This window comes from Crossiella sp. CA-258035, assembly GCF_030064675.1.
In the GTDB taxonomy this organism is placed as follows: Bacteria; Actinomycetota; Actinomycetes; order Mycobacteriales; family Pseudonocardiaceae; genus Crossiella.
The window spans coordinates 7,613,535-7,630,795 of the sequence record NZ_CP116413.1 but is presented as its reverse complement, the minus strand read 5'-3'; the positions used below and the strand labels follow the sequence as shown (position 1 = coordinate 7,630,795).

Genomic DNA, 17,261 nt, shown 5'->3' with positions numbered 1-17,261 from the left:
TGGGTGCGATGAAGCCGTTCACCACGCACACGGGTGTCGGGGTGCCGCTGCGACGGTCCAACGTGGACACCGACCAGATCATCCCCGCGGTGTACCTGAAGCGGGTCACCCGGACCGGGTTCGAGGACGGGCTGTTCGCCGCCTGGCGCAACGACCCGGAGTTCATCCTCAACCAGGAGCCCTACCGGAACGGGTCGGTCTTGGTGGCCGGGCCGGACTTCGGCACCGGGTCCTCCCGGGAGCACGCGGTGTGGGCGCTGGGGGACTACGGCTTCCGGGCGGTGATCTCCTCCCGGTTCGCCGACATCTTCCGCGGCAACTCCGGCAAGCAGGGCCTGCTGGCCGCCCAGTGTGAGCAAAGCGACGTCGAGCAGCTGTGGAAGCTGCTGGAGGCGGAGCCGGGCACCGAGGTCACTGTGGACCTGGAGTCGAAGACGGTGCGAGCCAAGGAGTTCCAAGCGCCCTTCCAGGTGGACGACTACACCCGCTGGCGGCTGCTGGAGGGGCTCGACGACATCGGTCTGACCCTGCGACACGCCGAAAGTGTTGATGCGTTCGAAAAATCGCGGCCAAGTTGGCTGCCGAGGACCCTTCCGGCCCGCAGCGGCTGAGGAATCCCTCTTCGCCCGACCTGAATCCCCTGGTAGAGAAGGGGATTCAGGTCGGGAAACGGCGGGGCCGGAACCCGCCCATTCCACCGCTCGGCGTACCTCGGACGGGCGGATCACCGCGCGTCGCAATGGATTTTCGGGCGTGGCGCGTGGAAAGTATTGGCGTTTGGCCTTACCGTTGCCTTCTAGTCGGCCTGAGTTGTAGGGCCGTAAGCGTCCTGGGAGGGACTGAAGGTGAACAAGGCCCAGCTCATCGATGCGCTCGCCGAGCGTCTTGGCGACAAGAAGACCGCCGGCACCGCAGTCGACGGCATCGTCGACGTCATCGTCCGCGCTGTCCACAAGGGTGACAAGGTCACCATCACCGGCTTCGGTGTGTTCGAGAAGCGGGCCCGCGCGGCCCGCACCGCTCGCAACCCGCGCACCGGTGAGACCGTGAAGGTCAAGAAGACCAACGTCCCCGCGTTCCGCGCCGGCACCACGTTCAAGAACGTGATCAGCGGCACCACCAAGCTGCCCAAGGCCGTGGCCCCCAAGCCCGCCCCGAAGGCCGCTGCGACCGCGAAGACCGCTGCCGCGGCCAAGACCACGGCCACGCGCACCGCGCGGGCGACCGCCGCCACCAAGGCGCCGGCCACCAAGGCCGCCGCCAAGCCGGCGACCACCCGCAAGACCGCGGCCGCGAAGCCCGCTGCTGCCAAGGCTGCCGCCCCCAAGGCCGCCGCGGCGAAGAAGCCGGCTGCTGCTGCCAAGGCCACCACGGCCAAGGCCACCACCGCCAAGGCAGCCGCCCCCAAGGCTGCCGCGGCGAAGAAGCCGGCGGCCGCGGCGAAGAAGCCCGCTGCCGCCAAGGCGCCGGCCGCCAAGAAGCCGGCCGCTCGCAAGAAGTGAAGCCACGCCTGAGGCGGCCCTGACACCCAGGCCGCTTCGGGAAGGCTGAGAAAAGGCCCCGCCGGGACGCCGGCGGGGCCTTTCTTTTGTCTTCGCGGTCGAAATGCGGTCAGCGCACCGGGGGTAACGGGCTTTCGCAGTAGTCGGCGGCCAGCAGGGTGGGGGCGGCCGGGTCCGCGTCGAAGGTGAGGATCCAGATGCTGCCCTTGCGGCTGGGGAACTCGGTCAGCGGCAGCCCGGCCTTGACCGCCAGCCGCTGCACGAGCTCCGGGATGACCCCGCCCTGGCTGGAGACCACCGCCACGCCCGCGCCCGCCGTGATGGCCAGGAAGCGGCGCACGCCGGCGTCCGGGTCCGGCCAGAAGCCCTCCTCGGCCAGCAGCCACTCCTCGGTGATGGTCAGCGGCAGCCGGGCGGCCAACGGCTCCAGCGTCTGCACGCAACGCACCCTGGGAGCCGCGTAGAGCCGCGCTGGGGCGAACGGTGGCAGCCAGGCGGCCAGGCAGCGTGCCTGGTGCAGTCCGGAGGCGGTGAGCGGGCGCAGCTCGTCGGGGCCGTCCCACTTGCCGCGCTTGCCCGCCTTGGCGTGCCGCACCAGCAGCACCGTCCTGGTGCGGGCGGGCAGCTCGGTGAAGGCGTCCAGCACGGTGCGGTCGTGCGGGTAGGAGAGCAGCTCGCGGGCCTCGGTGGGCGGGAGCCAGCGCAGCTCGTCCACCTCCTCGTTGGCGGCGAACTCGCCGGAGACCGCCTCGGCGCTGTAGTAGGTGACCGTCTTCGGCCGCCTGCCACCGTCCTCAGTGGACACCTCGTAGTGCGCGGCTGGCAGCAGCCTGCCCAGCACCGCGCGGTAGCCGGTCTCCTCGGCGATCTCCCTGACCGCGGTCTCCGGCAACGGCTCGCCGGGGTCGACCTTGCCCTTGGGCAGCGACCAGTCGTCGTAGCGCGGCCGGTGCGTGACCGCCACTTCCACTCCCGCGGCGGTCTCCCGCCACAGCACCGCGCCCGCGGCGTGGATCCGGCTCATGCCTTGGCCCCGTGCCGCCGCAGCATCTCCTCCTGGTGGTCCAGCACCCTGCTGCCCGCCTGCGGTGAGGGACTCCAGTGCCCGTTGGGTTCCAGCTCCCAGCAGCGGGTGGCCGGGTCCATGCAGGAGTCGAACATCACGTCCAGGTCGTGGGTGAGCTTGGGGTCGGCCACCCGGACCATCACCTCGATCCGGCGGTCCAGGTTGCGGTGCATCATGTCCGCGCTGCCCACCCAGTGCTCGTCGGCGCCCCGGAAGTGCACCAGCCGGGAGTGCTCCAGGAAGCGGCCCAGGATCGAGCGCACGGTGATGTTCTCGCTCAGGCCGGGCACCTTCGGCTTCAGCGCGCAGATGCCGCGCACCACCACCTCCACCGGCACCCCCGCCTGGGAGGCGCGGTAGAAGGAGTCGATGACCTGTTCGTCCACCAGTGAGTTGACCTTCAGCCGGATCCCGGTCGGCTTGCCCTGCCGCGCCAGCGCGATCTCCCGCTCCACCCGCTCCACGATGCCCCGCCGCACGCCGTAGGGCGCGACCAGCAGGCTGCGGTAGGTGTGCTGGCGGGAGTAGCCGGTGAGCACGTTGAACAGGTCGGTGAGGTCCTGGCCGATCGAGGGTTCGGCGGTGAGCAGGCCGATGTCCTCGTACAGCCTTGCCGTCTTCGGGTTGTAGTTGCCGGTGCCGATGTGGCAGTAGCGGCGGATGGTGGCGCCCTCCTGCCGCACCACCAGCGCGGTCTTGCAGTGCGTCTTCAGGCCCACCAGGCCGTAGACCACGTGCACACCGGCGCGCTCCAGCTGCCTGGCCCACTTGATGTTGGCCTGCTCGTCGAAGCGGGCCTTCAGCTCCACCAGCGCCACCACCTGTTTGCCCGCCTCGGCCGCGTCGATGAGCGCGTCCACGATCGGCGAGTCACCCGAGGTGCGGTACAGGGTCTGCTTGATGGCCAGCACGTGCGGGTCGGCCGCGGCCTGCTCGATGAAGCGCTGCACGCTGGTGGAGAAGGAGTCGTAGGGGTGGTGCACCAGCACGTCGCCCTCGCGCAGGGTGGCGAACACGCTCTTGGGCGTCTCCCCCTCGCTGAAGGCCGGGTGCGTGGCGGGCACGAAGGACTTGTCCTTCAGCTCGGGGCGGGCCAAGGCGTAGAGCTGCCACAGGCAGGACAGGTCCAGCAGGCCGGGCACCTCGACCACGTCGTGCGGGTCCACCTCCAGCTCGCGCAGCAGCAGCTCCAGCATGTGCTCGCTCATGGTGTCGGCCACCTCCAGCCGCACCGGCGGGCCGAAGCGGCGGCGGGCCAGTTCCCGTTCCAGCGCCTGCAGCAGGTCCTCGTCCCGGTCCTCCTCGACCTCGAGGTCGGCGTTGCGGGTCACCCGGAACACGTGGTGCTCCAGCACCTCCATGCCCGCGAACAGGTCGATCAGGTGCGCGGAGATGAGCTCTTCCAGCGGCAGGTAGGTCGCGGTGTCGGCGTCCCGGTCCAGCTCGACCCGCACCAGCCTGGGCACGTTGTCCGGCACCTTGACCCTGGCGAAGCGCTCCTGCCCGCCCTGCGGATCCCGCACCGTGACGGCCAGGTTCAGGGACAGGCCGGAGATGTAGGGGAAGGGGTGCGCCGGGTCCACCGCGAGCGGGGTGAGCACCGGGAAGATGTGGTCGCTGAAGTAGTTGGTCAGCCGCAACCGGTCCGGGTCGTCCAGGTCGTCCCAGGCCACGATGCGCACCTGGTACTTCTCCAGCTCCGGCTGGATCTGGTCCAGGAAGGTACGCGAGTGCAGCTCCACCAGGTCCTGCGCGCGGGTGGTGATCCGGGCCAGCTGCTCGCGCGGGGACAGGCCGTCGGCGCTGCGCACGGACAGCCCGGTCTCCTCGCGGCGCTTCAGCCCGGCCACCCGAACCATGTAGAACTCGTCCAGGTTCGAGGAGAAGATGGCCAGGAACTTGGCCCGCTCCAGCAGCGGCTCGGAGACGTCCTCGGCCAGGGCGAGCACCCTGGCGTTGAAGTCCAGCCAGGACAGCTCCCGGTTGAAGTAGCGGTCGTCCGGCAGGTCCTTGATCGTGGGCGGCGCGGTCACCGCGGGCGGTGCGGCCGGGGAAGCCTTGGGCGGCGCGGGCTCGGCGGCGCGCCGGGTGGGCGGGGCGGGCGGAGCGGTGGGGGTGGCCTGGCCCTCAGCCGGGACCGCGGTCTCCACGGGCGGCTGCGGCGCGGGTTCGGCCGGGGCCGCCGCGGCGGTGGTGCTGGGGGTGCGGCGCTGGGCGGCGGCGGTGCGGCGGGCCGTGGTGGGCTTGGCCGCGGGGGTGTCCGCGGCCTTGGCCGGGGTTTTGCGCGGCGTGGCCGGGGTCTTGCGGGGCGGGGACGGCGTGCGGCGCGTGGTGACCGGTTTGGCCGCGGCCGGCGGCGCCGGCTCGGCCTGCGGGGCGCTCGCGGGCGGCTCGGCGGGCGCGGGCTGTGCGCGCGCTCTGGTCCGGCTGCCCGGTTGTGGCTCGGCCGCCTCGGCCGGCTTGCGGGTGCGCCGGGCCGCCGGGGCGGCGGTCTCGGGCGCAGGCGAGTCGGGGGGCGTGGCGGAGGTGGTCCTCCGCCGGGAGGTGGCGGCCTTCGCGGTGGTGTTCCGAGTGGACGGTCGGGGTCGACCCGCCCGTGTCGTCGGTTCGGTCGGCTTGTCCTCGCTGCGGTCCGTGCTCACCCAGCCATTGTCGCTGACCGGGACGGTTGTCGCGCCCTGCACGTGGCGGGATCGCCCGCCACGGCGTGAACTTCCGATTAAGCCGGCGGAACCGGTGGGCGTACCGCGACGACCTGGCCGTCCGCCCGTTCCAGGGTCACCCGCTGCCCTGGCCGCGGGGCGAGCCAGCCGCCGGCGAGCACCGCGGCGGCCGGGGCGTCCACCAACAGCCCGTCATCGCGCAGCACGGTGAGCGAGCCGTCGGCGTGCCTGGTGTGCACGGTGGCCTGTTCCGCCATGCCGAACAGCCTACGACTAACGGCTGTTGCCGCTGGCCTGGGCCACTGCGAGGGTGCGAGGACAGCTGTTCAGGAAGAGGGGTTCCGCACGATGAAGACACTCGTGGTGCTGACCGCCGCGCTCGCGACCGCGCTGACCGGGGGTGGATTCGCCACCGCGAACCCGGCTTCGCCGGTCGCGCCGCCGTCCGCCGCGCAGTCCGCCGCCGAAGACCTGCCGGAGCTGCCCGCCGCCTCGGCCAACGTCGAGGTGGTCAACCGCCTGCCCGAGACCAAGGGCGCGATCTCCATCAACTACTCCACCTACCGCACCGGCTGGCGGCAGCGGGAGGTGATGTTCGTCAGCGGTGAGTTCGGTCTCAAGTCCTACGACGTGTCCAATCCGGACAAGCCGGTGTTCCTGGACCACCTGGAGAACTCGACGCTGGCGCTGCCCGGCGACGACGTGAGCAAGCGGTTCTGGGAGAACGAGGACGTCGACGTCGACCACAAGCGCAAGCTGGTCTTCATGGCCCGCGAGCGCAGCGCGTTCGGCCGCCAGCCCGGCGGGGAGCGGCCCACCGGCGTCTACATCCTGGACGCCAAGGACCCGGCCGACCTCAAGCTGGTCAGCTTCGCCGAGATGGGCACCGGGCACACCACGACCTGCGTCAACGACTGCCAGTACCTGTGGACCGCGGGCTACGACGGCACCCCGGCCACCGACCCCGACCTGTACAAGCGGTCCGGGAAGATCTTCGTCACCGACATCAGGGACCCGCGCAACCCCAGGACCGCGACCACCTACGTCGACCTGAACCGCAACCAGGGCAAGACGCACATGACCCACGACGTCCAGGTGGACGCCGCGGGCATCGCCTGGGTCGCGGGCACCGGCGGCACCCGCGGCTACCGCACCTCCGGCTGGCACTTCGACCCGCTGACCAAGAAGTTCCGGGAGGCCACCGCGGTCAACCCGATCCCGTACGCCGGTGGCGGCGTGCCCAGCAAGGACATGCCGACCGCGTTCAGCCACAACTCGATCCGCCCGGTCGGCTCCCGCCTCTCCGACGGCCCCAAGCCCTCGGCCAAGCACCCGGCGGGCAGCCTGCTGTTGCACACCGAGGAGGCATTCGGCTCGCCGACCTGCGCCAACCAGGGCCGGTTCGTGATCTCCTCGCTGAAGGGCTCCGGCAAGGGCGAGTCCTGGCAGGCCAGTGAGGCCAAGCCGTTCCACCTGGAGACGGTCAGCGTGTGGAGCCCGCACGACCAGGAGGGCACCATCACCGACGCGGGCTGCTCCGCGCACTACTTCGACATCCACGACCGCGTGGTGGCCTACTCCTTCTACGGCCAGGGCACCCGGTTCCTGGACGTCAGCGACCCGGCGCGGCCGTTCCAGATCGCCTACTACCGGCCGGAGGCGGCGGTCTCCTTCTCGCCGTACTGGCACAAGGGCCGGGCCTACATCGCCGACATCGCCCGCGGCGTGGAGATCGTCAAGCTGACCAAGGGCGCGGAGGCGGCGAGGGAGGCCGGTCAGGAGGTGGTGCTCAAGACCACCAAGCCGGTCGACGACGCGGTGCTGACCACCACCAACCGCTCCAACCGGCTGCCGCTGGCCCCGGACCCGGACTACGGCTGGGCCTGCCCGATGGTCCTGCGCCGTGGCGGCCAGGGCTGCACCGAGGGCGCGGCCAGCTGCTGCTGAGCCGAGTGTTGGCCGATCTCGTACACAGTGTTGGCCCGGGCCGTACGCAGGCTCGGGCCAACACGCGTGTCTGGGTGCCCGCGGGCGTGCCGGATCGGCCAACACCGGGTACGAGACCGGCCAACACTCCGTACGAGATCGGCCAACACGATGGGTGGGGTTACGCGGCGGGGGCCAGCAAGCGGGCGGTGTGCTCGCCGAGGCCGAGGGCGGCGGCGGCGATGAGGTCCTCGGCGGTGTCGACGTCGCAGCGCAGCGAGGGCCACGGGCCGAGCAGCTCGGCCGCGCCGGAGGCGGCGTGCGCGGTGGCGGAGCCGGGGCCGAAGCGGGGGTCCAGCGGGCCGAGACCGGCCAGCAGCAGCGTGGTGCCGGTGCCCTGCCGGTCCGGCACGAAGGCCCGTTCCGGGGCCGCCGCCAGCGCGGCGTCCAGCTCCTCGGGACGCAGCGCGGGCAGGTCGGCCTGGAGCGCCCCGATCCGGGCCGCGGGGTGGTCTTGGCGGAGCAGGTCCGCGCCGTAGGCCAGGGCCGCGTTCAGGCCGCCCGGCACGTCCGGCACGGTCTCCACGCCGAGGCCGGTGAGCACCTCGGCCACGTTCGGGTCCGAGGTGATGGCCAGCAGGCGGCGCACCCGCTCGGCCGCGCGGGCCGCGGTCATGGTGTCGGTGACCAGGGCAAGGGCCAGGCGTTCATGCGCGGTCCGGTCGCCTGCGCCGTTGTCAGCGGCGCCCAGCAACCTGGACTTGGCCCGGAGCAGCACCTTCACCGGGACCACGAGATCGACACGGTTGGACACCCCACCATCCTCCCAACTGGACCTTCCCCACCCTCGCGGGGAAGACTCGCGGCAGCAAGACGAGGCAACACGGCATCGGTGAGACGAAGGAGACATCAGGGTGGCCAAGAAGGAGAAGGGCGGCTTCTGGGTCGGGCTGGCCGCGGCGATCTTCTTCCCGCTGACCAGGATCCTGGCCAGGCGGAAGTTCGTCGGACTCGAGCACATTCCGTTCGACAAGCCGGTGCTGGTGGTCGCCAACCACATCTCCTACCTGGACCCGGTCTACAGCGCGGTGTTCGTGCGCTGCGGCCGCCGGGTGCCCCGGTTCCTGGCCAAGGCCAGCCTGTGGAAGGTCCCGGTGCTCGGCCCGATCCTCAAGGGCTCCGGCCAGATCCCGGTGCACCGCGGCTCGGTGGACGCCCGCCGCAGCCTCCAGTCCGGACTGGAAGCCCTGGGCGAGGGCAAGGTGGTGGTGATCTATCCGGAGGGCACCATCACCCGCGACCCCGAGGTCTGGCCGATGCACTCGCACGTCGGCGTCGGGCGGCTCGCGGTGGACCACTGCGTCAACGGCGAGGCGGTCTGCGTGCCGATGGTGCACTGGAACACCCACCTGGTCTTCGACCGGTACAAGAAGAAGCTGAGCCTGTTCCCGCGCAAGACCGTCACGGTGCAGGCCGGTCCGCCGCTGGACCTGTCCCGGTTCCAGGGCCGCGAGGTGGACGGGGACCTGCTGCGCGAGGTCACCGACCACCTGATGGGCGAGGTGCGCTCGCTGCTGGCCGAGGTGCGCGGGGAGACCGCGCCGACCGAGTTCTACACCGTGCGCAAGAAGAAGGACGACGAGCCCAAGGACGGCCAGAAGTGATGCCACAGCGGATCGCGGTGCTCGGCGCCGGGTCCTGGGGCACCACCTTCGCCAAGGTGCTCGCCGACGCCGGCCGGGACGTGGTGCTGTGGGCCCGCCGCCCCGAGGTGGCCGCGGCCATCACCGAGCGCGGCGAGAACCCCGACTACCTGCCCGGCATCCCGCTGCCGGTCACCCTGCGCTCCACAGTGGACCCGCTGGCCGCGCTGAACGGCGCGCAGGCGGTGGTGCTGGCGGTGCCCAGCCAGACCCTGCGGGAGAACCTGGCCGGCTGGCGGCCCGCGCTGCCGCCGGGCGCGACCCTGGTGAGCCTGGCCAAGGGCGTGGAGCTGGGCACGCTCAAGCGGATGAGCGAGGTGGTGGCCGAGGTCGCCGAGGTGCCCGCGTCCCAGGTCGCGGTGGTGTCCGGGCCGAACCTGGCCCGCGAGATCGCCGCCGAGCAGCCCACCGCGAGCGTGGTGGCCTGCCCGGACGCCGAGCGCGCGGTGGCCTTCCAGCGGGCCTGTTTCACCAACTACTTCCGCTCCTACACCAACACCGACGTGGTGGGCTGCGAGCTGGGCGGCGCGTGCAAGAACGTGATCGCGCTGGCCTGCGGCATGGCAGGCGGCCTGGGTTATGGCGACAACACGATGGCCGCGCTGATCACCCGCGGCCTGGCCGAGACCGCGCGGCTGGGCCTGGCGCTGGGCGCGGACCCGCTCACCTTCTCCGGCCTGGCCGGGCTCGGCGACCTGGTCGCCACCTGCGCCTCCCCACTGTCCCGCAACCGTTCCTTCGGCGACCGGCTGGGCCGGGGCGAGACCCTGGCGCAGGCGCAGGAGGCCACCCACGGACAGGTCGCCGAGGGCGTGAAGTCCTGCTCCTCGATCCGCGAGCTGGCCGCGCGGCACGGGGTGGACATGCCGATCACCGATGGCGTGTACCGGGTCTGCCACCAGGGCCTGGAACCGCTGAAGATGGCCGCCGAGCTGTTGGGGCGGGCACAGAAGGACGAACGCCAGTGAACGAGGAATGGGGCGACGGCACCCGGTGTGTGCACGCGGGCGTGCCGCTGCCGGTGCCCGGTCAGCCGCTGGTGCCGGGGCCGGTGTTCACCTCGGTCTACCACCTGGGCGACACCCCGTCCGGCCACACCTACGGCCGCGCGGAGAACCCGACCTGGGAGCTGCTGGAGGAGGCCATCGGCGCGCTGGACGGCGGCCGCAGCCTGGTCTACCCCTCGGGCATGGCCGCCATCGCCGGACTGCTGCGCGCCACCCTGCGCGCGGGCGACACGGTGGTCCTGCCCGCCGACGGCTACTACGCCACCCGGCAGCTGGTGCACTCGGAGCTGGCCCAGTTCGGCGTGCGGGTGCGCGAGGTGGCCACGCCGGGGCCCTGGTCGGCCGAGGTGTTCGACGGCGTGCGGCTGGTGCTGCTGGAGACCCCGTCCAACCCGCTGCTGGACGTCTGCGACCTGCGCGTGCTCAGCGACCTGGCGCACGAGACCGGCGCGATCGTGGCCGTGGACAACACGACAGCCACCCCGCTCGGCCAGCGCCCGCTGGAGCTGGGCGCGGACGTGGTGGTGGCCAGCGACACCAAGGCGTTGTCCGGGCACAGCGACCTGCTGCTGGGCCACCTCTCCACCAACGACCCCGAGCTGTACGCCCGGCTGGCCCAGGGCCGCAAGCTCAGCGGCGCGATCCCCGGCCCGTTCGAGACCTGGCTGGCCCACCGCGGCCTGGGCACCCTGGACCTCCGGCTGCGCAGGCAGGCCGACAACGCCCAGGCGATCGCGACCGCGCTGCGCGCGCATCCGGCGATCACCGACCTGCGCTGGCCCGGACTGCCCGAGGACCCCGCGCACGAGATCGCCAAGCGGCAGATGACCCGGTTCGGCGGCGTGCTCCGGTTCACCTTGCCGGACAAGGAGACCGTGCACCGGTTCCTGGCCGCCAGCGAGCTGGTCTCGGCCACCACCAGCTTCGGTGGCCTGCACACCACCGCGGACCGGCGCGCCCAGTGGGGCGACGCCGTGCCCGAGGGGTTCGTGCGGCTGTCCGCGGGGTGTGAGGACACCGCGGACCTGGTCACCGACATCGTGGTGGCGCTGGAGACGGTGACTCACTAGGTCCTTTGTGGAGGGTTAGGCGAGCTTGGCCGCGAACGCCTTCGCCGTGTCCACAGTGGACTGCGGGTTCTGTCCCGTGACCAGGTTCCCGTCCACCACAACGGTGTTGCTCCACGGCTCGCCCGCCTCGACCACCGCGCCGCGCTCGCGCAGCGTGCTCTCCACCCACCACGGGGTTCGCTCGCCCAGGGCCTGCCGCTCCTCGGCGTCGGTGAACACGGTCAGCCGCCGCCCGGCGAAGGCCTCGCCCGCGCTGAGCAGTCCGGCCAGGCCGTGGCAGAGCGCGCCGATCGGCTTGTCCGCGGCCAGCGCCTGGGTCAGCAGCGCGCCCAGGTGGCTGTCAGCGGCCAGGTCGGTCATCGGGCCGTGGCCGCCGGGCAGGTAGATCGCGTCGTAGCCGGCCAGCGACACCGCGGCCAGGTCCAGCGGCTTGGTCAGCGCCTCGCCGAGGCCGTCCAGGTAGGCCACCAGCTCCTCCTGGCCCTCCTTGCTGCCGGGGTCGGCGGTCGGGGCGACGCCGCCGGGGGTGGCGATGTCCACCTCGAACCCGGCCGCGCGGAACACCCGGTGCGAGGCGGCGGCCTCCTCCACCCAGTAGCCGGTGGGGTGCGCGGAGCCGTCGGCCAGGGTGAGGGTGTCGGCGCCGGTCAGCACCATCAGGATCTTCTTCGTCATGGCCGCCAAGCTAGGCCCGGAGCGGCCGGTCGCGCATGCTGTGGCCATCACCAAACTTATGGCTGGAGGAGCCGTGCCCGAACTGGACCTGCTGGCCACCTTCCTGGAGATCCACCGCACCGGCTCGCTGACCGCGGCCGCCGCCCGGCGCGGCCTGTCCCAGCCCGCGGTCAGCGGGCAACTGGCCAGGCTGGAGCGGCAGCTCGGCGAGCAGTTGTTCGAGCGGACCAACCAGGGCGTGCGGCCCACGGCCAGGGCGGACACCCTGGCCAGCCAGATCGCGCCGCACGTGGACAAGCTGCGCACCGCCTTCGACCCGGCCGACGAGACCTGCCTGGCCCGGCACGGCCTGCTCCGGCTGGGCGGACCGGCCGAGCTGACCACGCTGCGGGTGCTGCCCGCGCTGGTCCCGCTGACCAGTCGCGGCCTGCGGCTGCGGGTGCAGTTCGGGCTGGCCGCGGACCTGCTCACCGCGCTGCTGGAGGAACGCCTGGACCTGGTGGTCTCGGCGGTCCGGCCGACCCAGCGCGGCCTGGCCGCCACCCCGTTCGTGGACGAGGAGTTCCTGCTGGTGGGCCCGCCCGCGCTGGCCAGGACGGTGCGCGCGGAGGCACTGGCGCAGGACCCGGTGCGCGCGCTGGCGCACCTGCCGCTGGTCGCCTACGCCGAGGAGTTGCCGATCATCCGCCGGTACTGGCGCAGCGCCTTCGGCAGGCGGCCGCCGAACGAGCTGGCCGTGGTGGTGCCCGACCTGCGCGCGGTGCTCACCGCGGTGGTCGCCGGGATGGGCGTCTCGGTGCTGCCCAGGTACGTGGCCGAGCCCGCGCTGGCCGCCGGGTCGGTGGAGCTGCTGCACGAGCCGGAGGTGCCGCCGCTGAACACCGGGTTCCTGGCCACCCGGGTGGGCGGCCTGGCCGACCCGGTGGTGGCGCTGGGCTACCGGCAGCTACTCGACCGGGCGAAACTGTGGCCCACGCTGTGAGATCCCGTGGTTCGGCTTGACCCGCTCCGGCCCTGCTGGTTCCATTCTCCGCGTGTCCAGTCGCGCATCCTCGCACCGGAGGGGTCCCATCGACCTCCTGCGGGTAGCCAGCGCGCTCTGTCCTTCCTGCTGAAAGACCTCGCCGCAGTAGCTCTTCTCGGCGTGATCGCGGCCGTCTGCCGCCCGCCGACCATCCTCAGCTCGAAGGACTTCGTCGTGTTCGCTGTTCCGCCCAACACCATTGCCCTCGACGCCACCCGCGCCGCCGCGCACCCGGCCCGCATCGCCATGAACGTGGCCGCCGACCGCTCCCGCTGGGGACACCAGCTCCGCTACGACCCGGCCGAGCGCTACACCGCGCTGCTGGAGCGCACCGAGTACCACGAGATCTGGCTGATGAGCTGGCTGCCCGGCCAGCGCACCGAGCTGCACGACCACGGCGGCGCGACCGGCGCCTTCACCGTGGTCACCGGGGTGCTCGCCGAGCGGGTCGCCCGGCTCGGCGAGAACGGCCGCCCGGTGGAGCTGGTGCACGCCCTCACCGCCGGTCAGACCAGGGTCTTCGGCCCGCACTACGTGCACCAGGTGATCAACGACGGGCCCGATCCCGCGGTGAGCATCCACGTCTTCGACGGCCGGCGCCGGGACATGCCGCGCTACCGGATGGACTACGCGATCGGCCCGGTCCGGGACTGAACGTGCGCCGGGGGCACGGCATCCGGTGACAGCAGCGGGCAGGGCTCCGGCTCGCCCCAGCTGCGGCGCAGCGGCAGCACACCGGCCCACACCCCCGGCGTGCCCAGGTCGGCCTCGTCGTCGCCGGGCGGGCCGGAGCGCACCTTCACCGCGGCCTCGGAGAGGTCCAGCGCGAGCACCGTGGTGGCGGCCAGCTCGCGCCGGTTCGGCAGGCGGGCGTGGTCCCAGGAGCCGGGGGCGACCTGCTCGGTGAGCGTGCGCAGGCCGTGCAGCCGCGCCTCGTCCCCGGTCACCGGCACCGCGCGGCCGTGGATCACCGCGCTGCGGTAGTTGACCGAGAAGTGGAACACCGAGCGGGCATAGACGATGCCGTCCAGCTCGGTCACGGTCACGCACACCTCGGTGCCCTCAGCCGCGCGCAAGCTGGCCGCGCCGGAGGAACCGTGCAGGTAGAGGGTGTCGCCGTCGCGGCCGTAGCAGGTGGGCAGCACCAGCGGCGCGCCGTCCAGCACCACGCCGAGGTGGCACAACATGCCGCCGTCGAGCAGGTTGTACAGCTCGGCGCGATCGGTGCGGGCTCGGTCCTTGCCGCGGCGGATGGTGCTGCGGCCGGTCGGGGACAGCGCGTCAGTGGTCACGGCACCTAGTATTCGAGGCGAAACTGGCATGCTCACAGTGCCAATACCGGGTGAACCTGAGAGGCCACTCACCGTGCTCGACACCGCGCTGCCCGCCGAACTGCCCATCGTGCTGGACCGGGGCAACGGCACCCCGCTGGCCGTGCAGCTGGCCGACGCGCTGCGCAGGGCCGCGGCCACCGGCCAGCTCCGGCACGGCGACCGGCTGCCCTCCACCCGCGCGCTGGCCGGACGCCTCCAGGTCAGCCGCACGGTCACCGCGGCCGCCTACGAGCAGCTGCACGCCGAGGGCTGGATCGGCGGGCGCCGCGGCTCCGGCACCTACGTCACCACCACCCCGCCCGCGGTCACCCCCAGCGCGGGCCCGGCCAGACCGGCCGAGGCCGAGGACGCCGGCCTGATCGACCTGGTGCCGGGCGCCTCGCTGGCCGGTGGCGTGGACCGGGCGGCCTGGCGCCGCGCCTGGCGGGCGGCCGGGGACGTGCCGGTCATGCCGCGCCCGGAACGCGCCGGCCTGCCCGCCTACCGGGAGATCGTGGCCGAGCACCTGCTCCGGCACCGCGGCCTGGTGGTCGGCGTGGGCGACGCCCCCGCCGAGGCGGTGCTGGCCACCCTGGGCACCTCGGCCGCGGTCACCGAGCTGGCGGGTGCGCTGTTCTCGCCCGGCGACACGGTGGCCATCGAGGAACCCGGCTACCAGCGCGCGGTCGGCGCGCTGCGCGCTGCGGGCATGCGGGTGGTCCCGGCCGAGGTGGACGCCGACGGCCTGGTGGTGGACGCGCTGCCTGGCGGCATCCGCGCGGTCTACTGCTCGCCCGCGCACCAGTACCCGCTGGGCGGACGGCTGCCCGCCGCGCGCCGGGTGGAGCTGGTCCGGCGGGCGCGGGCGGAGGGCTGGCTGGTCATCGAGGACGACTACGACGGCGAGCTGCGCTACGACGTGGCCCCGCTGCCGCTGCTGGCCGCGCTGGCCCCGGACGTGGTGGTGCACCTGGGCACCACCAGCAAGATCCTCTCCGCCGGCCTCGGCGTCGGCTGGATGGTGGCCCCGCCCGAGGTGGCCCGCGCGGTGCTGGACCACCGCAACCTGTGCGGCATCTGCCCGGCCGCGGCCGGCCAGCAGGTCATGGTCCAGCTGGCCCGCAACGGCGACCTCGGCCGCCACCTCCGCCGCCTGCGCCGGGAGCTGGCCGAGCGGCGCGAGCTGGTGGTCTCCGCACTCTCCGTGGCCGGCGCGCCGATCTTCGGCGACTCCGCGGGCGGCCACGTGGTGGTGCTGCTGGACTCCCTGGACACCGAGCGCGCGGTGCTGGCCGCCGCCCGCGCCCGCGGCCTGGCCCTGGACGGCCTGGCCCGCCATCACCAGGCCGCCCCGCGCTGGCACGGCCTGGCCGTCGGCTACACCAACTGCACCCGCGCCCAGCTCACCACCGCCCTCCCCACCCTGGTCGACCTGCTCACCCCCTAACCGCGTGTTGGCCGATCTCGTACGCCGTGTTGGCCGAAACAGGACGGTGTGTTGGCCCGGACGGCTGTACAAGTCCGGCCAACTCGGCGTACGAGATCGGCCAACACGGCGCGCGGGTTGTGGGCGGAATGGTCGCCCTGAGTGCGCGGGTAGGGTCGGTGCCCATGACGCAGCGCAAGACCAGGGTTGCGGTCGTCTTCGGCGGCCGCAGCACTGAGCACACCATCTCCTGTGTGTCCGCGGGCAGCATCCTGACCCACCTGGACCGGGACCGGTTCGAGGTCATCCCGGTGGGCATCTCCCGGGACGGCGCCTGGGTGCTCGGCGCCAGCGACCCCAAGGCGCTGGAGATCAAGGACCGGGTGCTGCCCGAGGTGGACGGCTCCGCCGGCGCGCTCACCCTGCCCGCCGACCCCACCCGCCCCGACCTGGTGCACCTGTCCGCGGACCGGGCGGGCGAGGTGCTCAGCGCGGTCGACGTGGTCTTCCCGGTGCTGCACGGGGCCTACGGCGAGGACGGCACCATCCAGGGCCTGCTGGAGATGGCCGGGCTGCCCTACGTCGGCGCGGGCGTGCTGGCCAGCGCGGCCGGCATGGACAAGGAGTTCGCCAAGAAGCTGCTCGCCGCCGAGGGCCTGCGCAACGGCGACTTCGTGGTGCTGCGCCGCGGCGACAAGACCCTGACCGAGGAACAGCGGGAGCGGCTCGGGCTGCCGGTGTTCGTCAAGCCGGCCCGAGCGGGCTCCTCCATCGGCGTGTCCAAGGTCAGCGACTGGGAGGAGCTGGACGCGGCCATCGCGCTGGCCAGGGAGACCGACCCCAAGGTGCTGGTGGAAGCCGGGATCGCGGGCCGCGAGATCGAGTGCGGCGTGCTGGAGTTCCCGGACGGCCGGGTGGAGGCGTCGCTGCCCTCGGAGATCCGGGTGGTCGGCGACGTCGAGTTCTACGACTTCGAGTCCAAGTACATCGACGCCGACAAGGTGTGCGAGTTCGACTTCCCGGCCAAGGTCGACGACGAGGTCTGCGAGGAGATCCGCCGCCAGTCGGTGGCCGCCTTCCACGCGCTGGACTGCCAGGGCCTGGCCAGGGTGGACTTCTTCCTCACCGAGGACAACCAGCTGATCGTCAACGAGGTCAACACGATGCCCGGCTTCACCCCGGTCTCGCAGTACCCGCGGATGTGGGCGGTCACCGGCGTGGACTACCCGACCCTGCTGAGCACCCTGGTGGACACCGCGATCGCCCGCGGCACCGGCCTGCGCTGATCGGTCAACGCGGGGTGGTGCCGGTGTCGACCTTCTGCTCCGGCAGCGTGGCGCGGATCGACTCCGACACCCCCTGCAACGGCCCGGTGCCCGACCCGCCCGGCACCGTGAGCACCACGTAGACCTCGCGGTCCACCGCCACCCAGCTGCTCGCGCCCTGGCCCGGCAGCTCCAGCCAGCGCACGCCGGAGATCTCGGAGAGGCGGCTGTCCGGCTTCAGCTCATCCGGCTTGCCCAGCCCGCAGCGCAGCACCACCGGGTCGCGTTTCTCGTTGCCCCACACCATGGTGCCCTCCGGCGCGGGCGCGACGATCTCCCGGCGGCCCAGCTGCTCGCCGTTGGAGGTCAGCTCCTTCGGCAGCGCCTGCACCAGCTTCCCACAGGCGGGGGAGCCTGCCTGCTCGGCCGGGATGGGCGGCAGCGCGACCGGGCCGGTGCGGATCGGCGTTGGCGTGCTGTCGGCCGGCGCGGAGCCGGTGGAGCCGTAGAGCAGGCCGAGCGTGCCGACCCCGGCCACCAGCAGCAGCGGCAGCGCGATCAGCGCGATCATCAGCGGACGCGGGAGGGAGCGGTCGTTCGGTGCCACGACCGCAACCCAAC

Annotated in this window: 17 protein-coding genes; 10 read left to right on the top strand and 7 right to left on the bottom strand. The window is 72.7% G+C overall.

All coding sequences use genetic code 11. From position 1 onward, the window contains the following. Positions 1-8 precede the first annotated feature (8 nt). Together leuD and N8J89_RS34280 are read left to right on the top strand one after the other, a co-directional pair. Positions 9-611: a 3-isopropylmalate dehydratase small subunit gene (gene leuD / locus N8J89_RS34285; RefSeq protein WP_252485050.1), complete on the top strand. Its 603-nt coding sequence runs from the start codon at positions 9-11 to the stop codon at positions 609-611. Positions 612-845: 234 nt separating this feature from the next. Further along, positions 846-1,502, top strand: a complete 657-nt coding sequence (locus tag N8J89_RS34280; RefSeq protein WP_283661101.1) for an HU family DNA-binding protein — start codon at positions 846-848, stop codon at positions 1,500-1,502. A gap of 109 nt (positions 1,503-1,611) precedes the next feature. Here the strand turns inward: N8J89_RS34280 and N8J89_RS34275 are convergent, their stop codons facing one another. The 3 genes from N8J89_RS34275 to N8J89_RS34265 all read right to left on the bottom strand — a co-directional run bounded on the left by N8J89_RS34275 (position 1,612) and on the right by N8J89_RS34265 (position 5,488). Next, a complete protein-coding gene (locus N8J89_RS34275; protein ID WP_283661100.1) occupies positions 1,612-2,526 on the bottom strand; it encodes an NUDIX hydrolase in 915 nt (304 codons plus the stop codon). Further along, positions 2,523-5,210 carry an RNA degradosome polyphosphate kinase gene (locus N8J89_RS34270; protein ID WP_502868365.1) on the bottom strand — a complete coding sequence of 896 codons (2,688 nt, stop codon included), beginning with the start codon at positions 5,208-5,210 and terminating at the stop codon, positions 2,523-2,525. The genes N8J89_RS34275 and N8J89_RS34270 overlap by 4 nt, the downstream gene beginning before the upstream one ends. A 77-nt stretch (positions 5,211-5,287) precedes the next feature. Further along, entirely contained in the window at positions 5,288-5,488 is a 201-nt protein-coding gene (locus tag N8J89_RS34265; RefSeq protein WP_283661099.1) for a hypothetical protein, read from the bottom strand. A gap of 91 nt (positions 5,489-5,579) precedes the next feature. On the opposite strand from N8J89_RS34265, the gene N8J89_RS34260 reads away from it, so the two are divergent. Further along, positions 5,580-7,178, top strand: a complete 1,599-nt coding sequence (locus N8J89_RS34260; protein WP_283661098.1) for an LVIVD repeat-containing protein — start codon at positions 5,580-5,582, stop codon at positions 7,176-7,178. Positions 7,179-7,338: 160 nt separating this feature from the next. On the opposite strand, the gene cofC is transcribed toward N8J89_RS34260, so the two are convergent. Then, complete coding sequence (cofC, locus tag N8J89_RS34255; RefSeq protein WP_283661097.1) at positions 7,339-7,971, bottom strand: 2-phospho-L-lactate guanylyltransferase; 633 nt, start codon at positions 7,969-7,971, stop codon at positions 7,339-7,341. A gap of 100 nt (positions 7,972-8,071) precedes the next feature. Here cofC and N8J89_RS34250 point away from each other — a divergent pair, with 100 nt between their 5' ends. The 3 genes from N8J89_RS34250 to N8J89_RS34240 are packed head-to-tail and all read left to right on the top strand — an operon-like array spanning position 8,072 to position 10,937. Further along, a complete protein-coding gene (locus tag N8J89_RS34250; RefSeq protein ID WP_283661096.1) occupies positions 8,072-8,821 on the top strand; it encodes a lysophospholipid acyltransferase family protein in 750 nt (249 codons plus the stop codon). After that, positions 8,821-9,828: an NAD(P)H-dependent glycerol-3-phosphate dehydrogenase gene (locus N8J89_RS34245; protein ID WP_283661095.1), complete on the top strand. Its 1,008-nt coding sequence runs from the start codon at positions 8,821-8,823 to the stop codon at positions 9,826-9,828. The genes N8J89_RS34250 and N8J89_RS34245 overlap by 1 nt, the downstream gene beginning before the upstream one ends. Then, on the top strand, positions 9,825-10,937 hold the full coding sequence (locus tag N8J89_RS34240; protein ID WP_283661094.1) for a cystathionine gamma-lyase: 1,113 nt from the start codon (positions 9,825-9,827) through the stop codon (positions 10,935-10,937). The genes N8J89_RS34245 and N8J89_RS34240 overlap by 4 nt, the downstream gene beginning before the upstream one ends. A gap of 15 nt (positions 10,938-10,952) precedes the next feature. Here the strand turns inward: N8J89_RS34240 and N8J89_RS34235 are convergent, their stop codons facing one another. Beyond that, positions 10,953-11,612, bottom strand: a complete 660-nt coding sequence (locus N8J89_RS34235) for a type 1 glutamine amidotransferase domain-containing protein (RefSeq protein WP_283661093.1) — start codon at positions 11,610-11,612, stop codon at positions 10,953-10,955. 73 nt (positions 11,613-11,685) lie between these two features. On the opposite strand from N8J89_RS34235, the gene N8J89_RS34230 reads away from it, so the two are divergent. Together N8J89_RS34230 and N8J89_RS34225 are read left to right on the top strand one after the other, a co-directional pair. After that, positions 11,686-12,594: a LysR family transcriptional regulator gene (locus N8J89_RS34230; RefSeq protein WP_283661092.1), complete on the top strand. Its 909-nt coding sequence runs from the start codon at positions 11,686-11,688 to the stop codon at positions 12,592-12,594. Between the two features lie 216 nt (positions 12,595-12,810). Beyond that, positions 12,811-13,290, top strand: a complete 480-nt coding sequence (locus tag N8J89_RS34225) for a cysteine dioxygenase (protein WP_283666321.1) — start codon at positions 12,811-12,813, stop codon at positions 13,288-13,290. Here N8J89_RS34225 and N8J89_RS34220 read toward each other — a convergent pair. Continuing rightward, positions 13,263-13,958 carry a pyridoxamine 5'-phosphate oxidase family protein gene (locus N8J89_RS34220; RefSeq protein WP_502868364.1) on the bottom strand — a complete coding sequence of 232 codons (696 nt, stop codon included), beginning with the start codon at positions 13,956-13,958 and terminating at the stop codon, positions 13,263-13,265. The genes N8J89_RS34225 and N8J89_RS34220 overlap by 28 nt on opposite strands. Between N8J89_RS34220 and N8J89_RS34215 the strand changes: the two genes are divergently transcribed. Together N8J89_RS34215 and N8J89_RS34210 are read left to right on the top strand one after the other, a co-directional pair. After that, complete coding sequence (locus tag N8J89_RS34215; RefSeq protein WP_502868363.1) at positions 13,888-15,396, top strand: aminotransferase-like domain-containing protein; 1,509 nt, start codon at positions 13,888-13,890, stop codon at positions 15,394-15,396. The genes N8J89_RS34220 and N8J89_RS34215 overlap by 71 nt on opposite strands. A 164-nt stretch (positions 15,397-15,560) precedes the next feature. Beyond that, positions 15,561-16,661, top strand: coding sequence for a D-alanine--D-alanine ligase family protein (locus tag N8J89_RS34210; protein WP_283661089.1), 1,101 nt, complete (start codon positions 15,561-15,563; stop codon positions 16,659-16,661). 4 nt (positions 16,662-16,665) lie between these two features. Here the strand turns inward: N8J89_RS34210 and N8J89_RS34205 are convergent, their stop codons facing one another. Further along, complete coding sequence (locus N8J89_RS34205; protein ID WP_283661088.1) at positions 16,666-17,247, bottom strand: DUF3515 domain-containing protein; 582 nt, start codon at positions 17,245-17,247, stop codon at positions 16,666-16,668. Positions 17,248-17,261 lie beyond the last annotated feature (14 nt).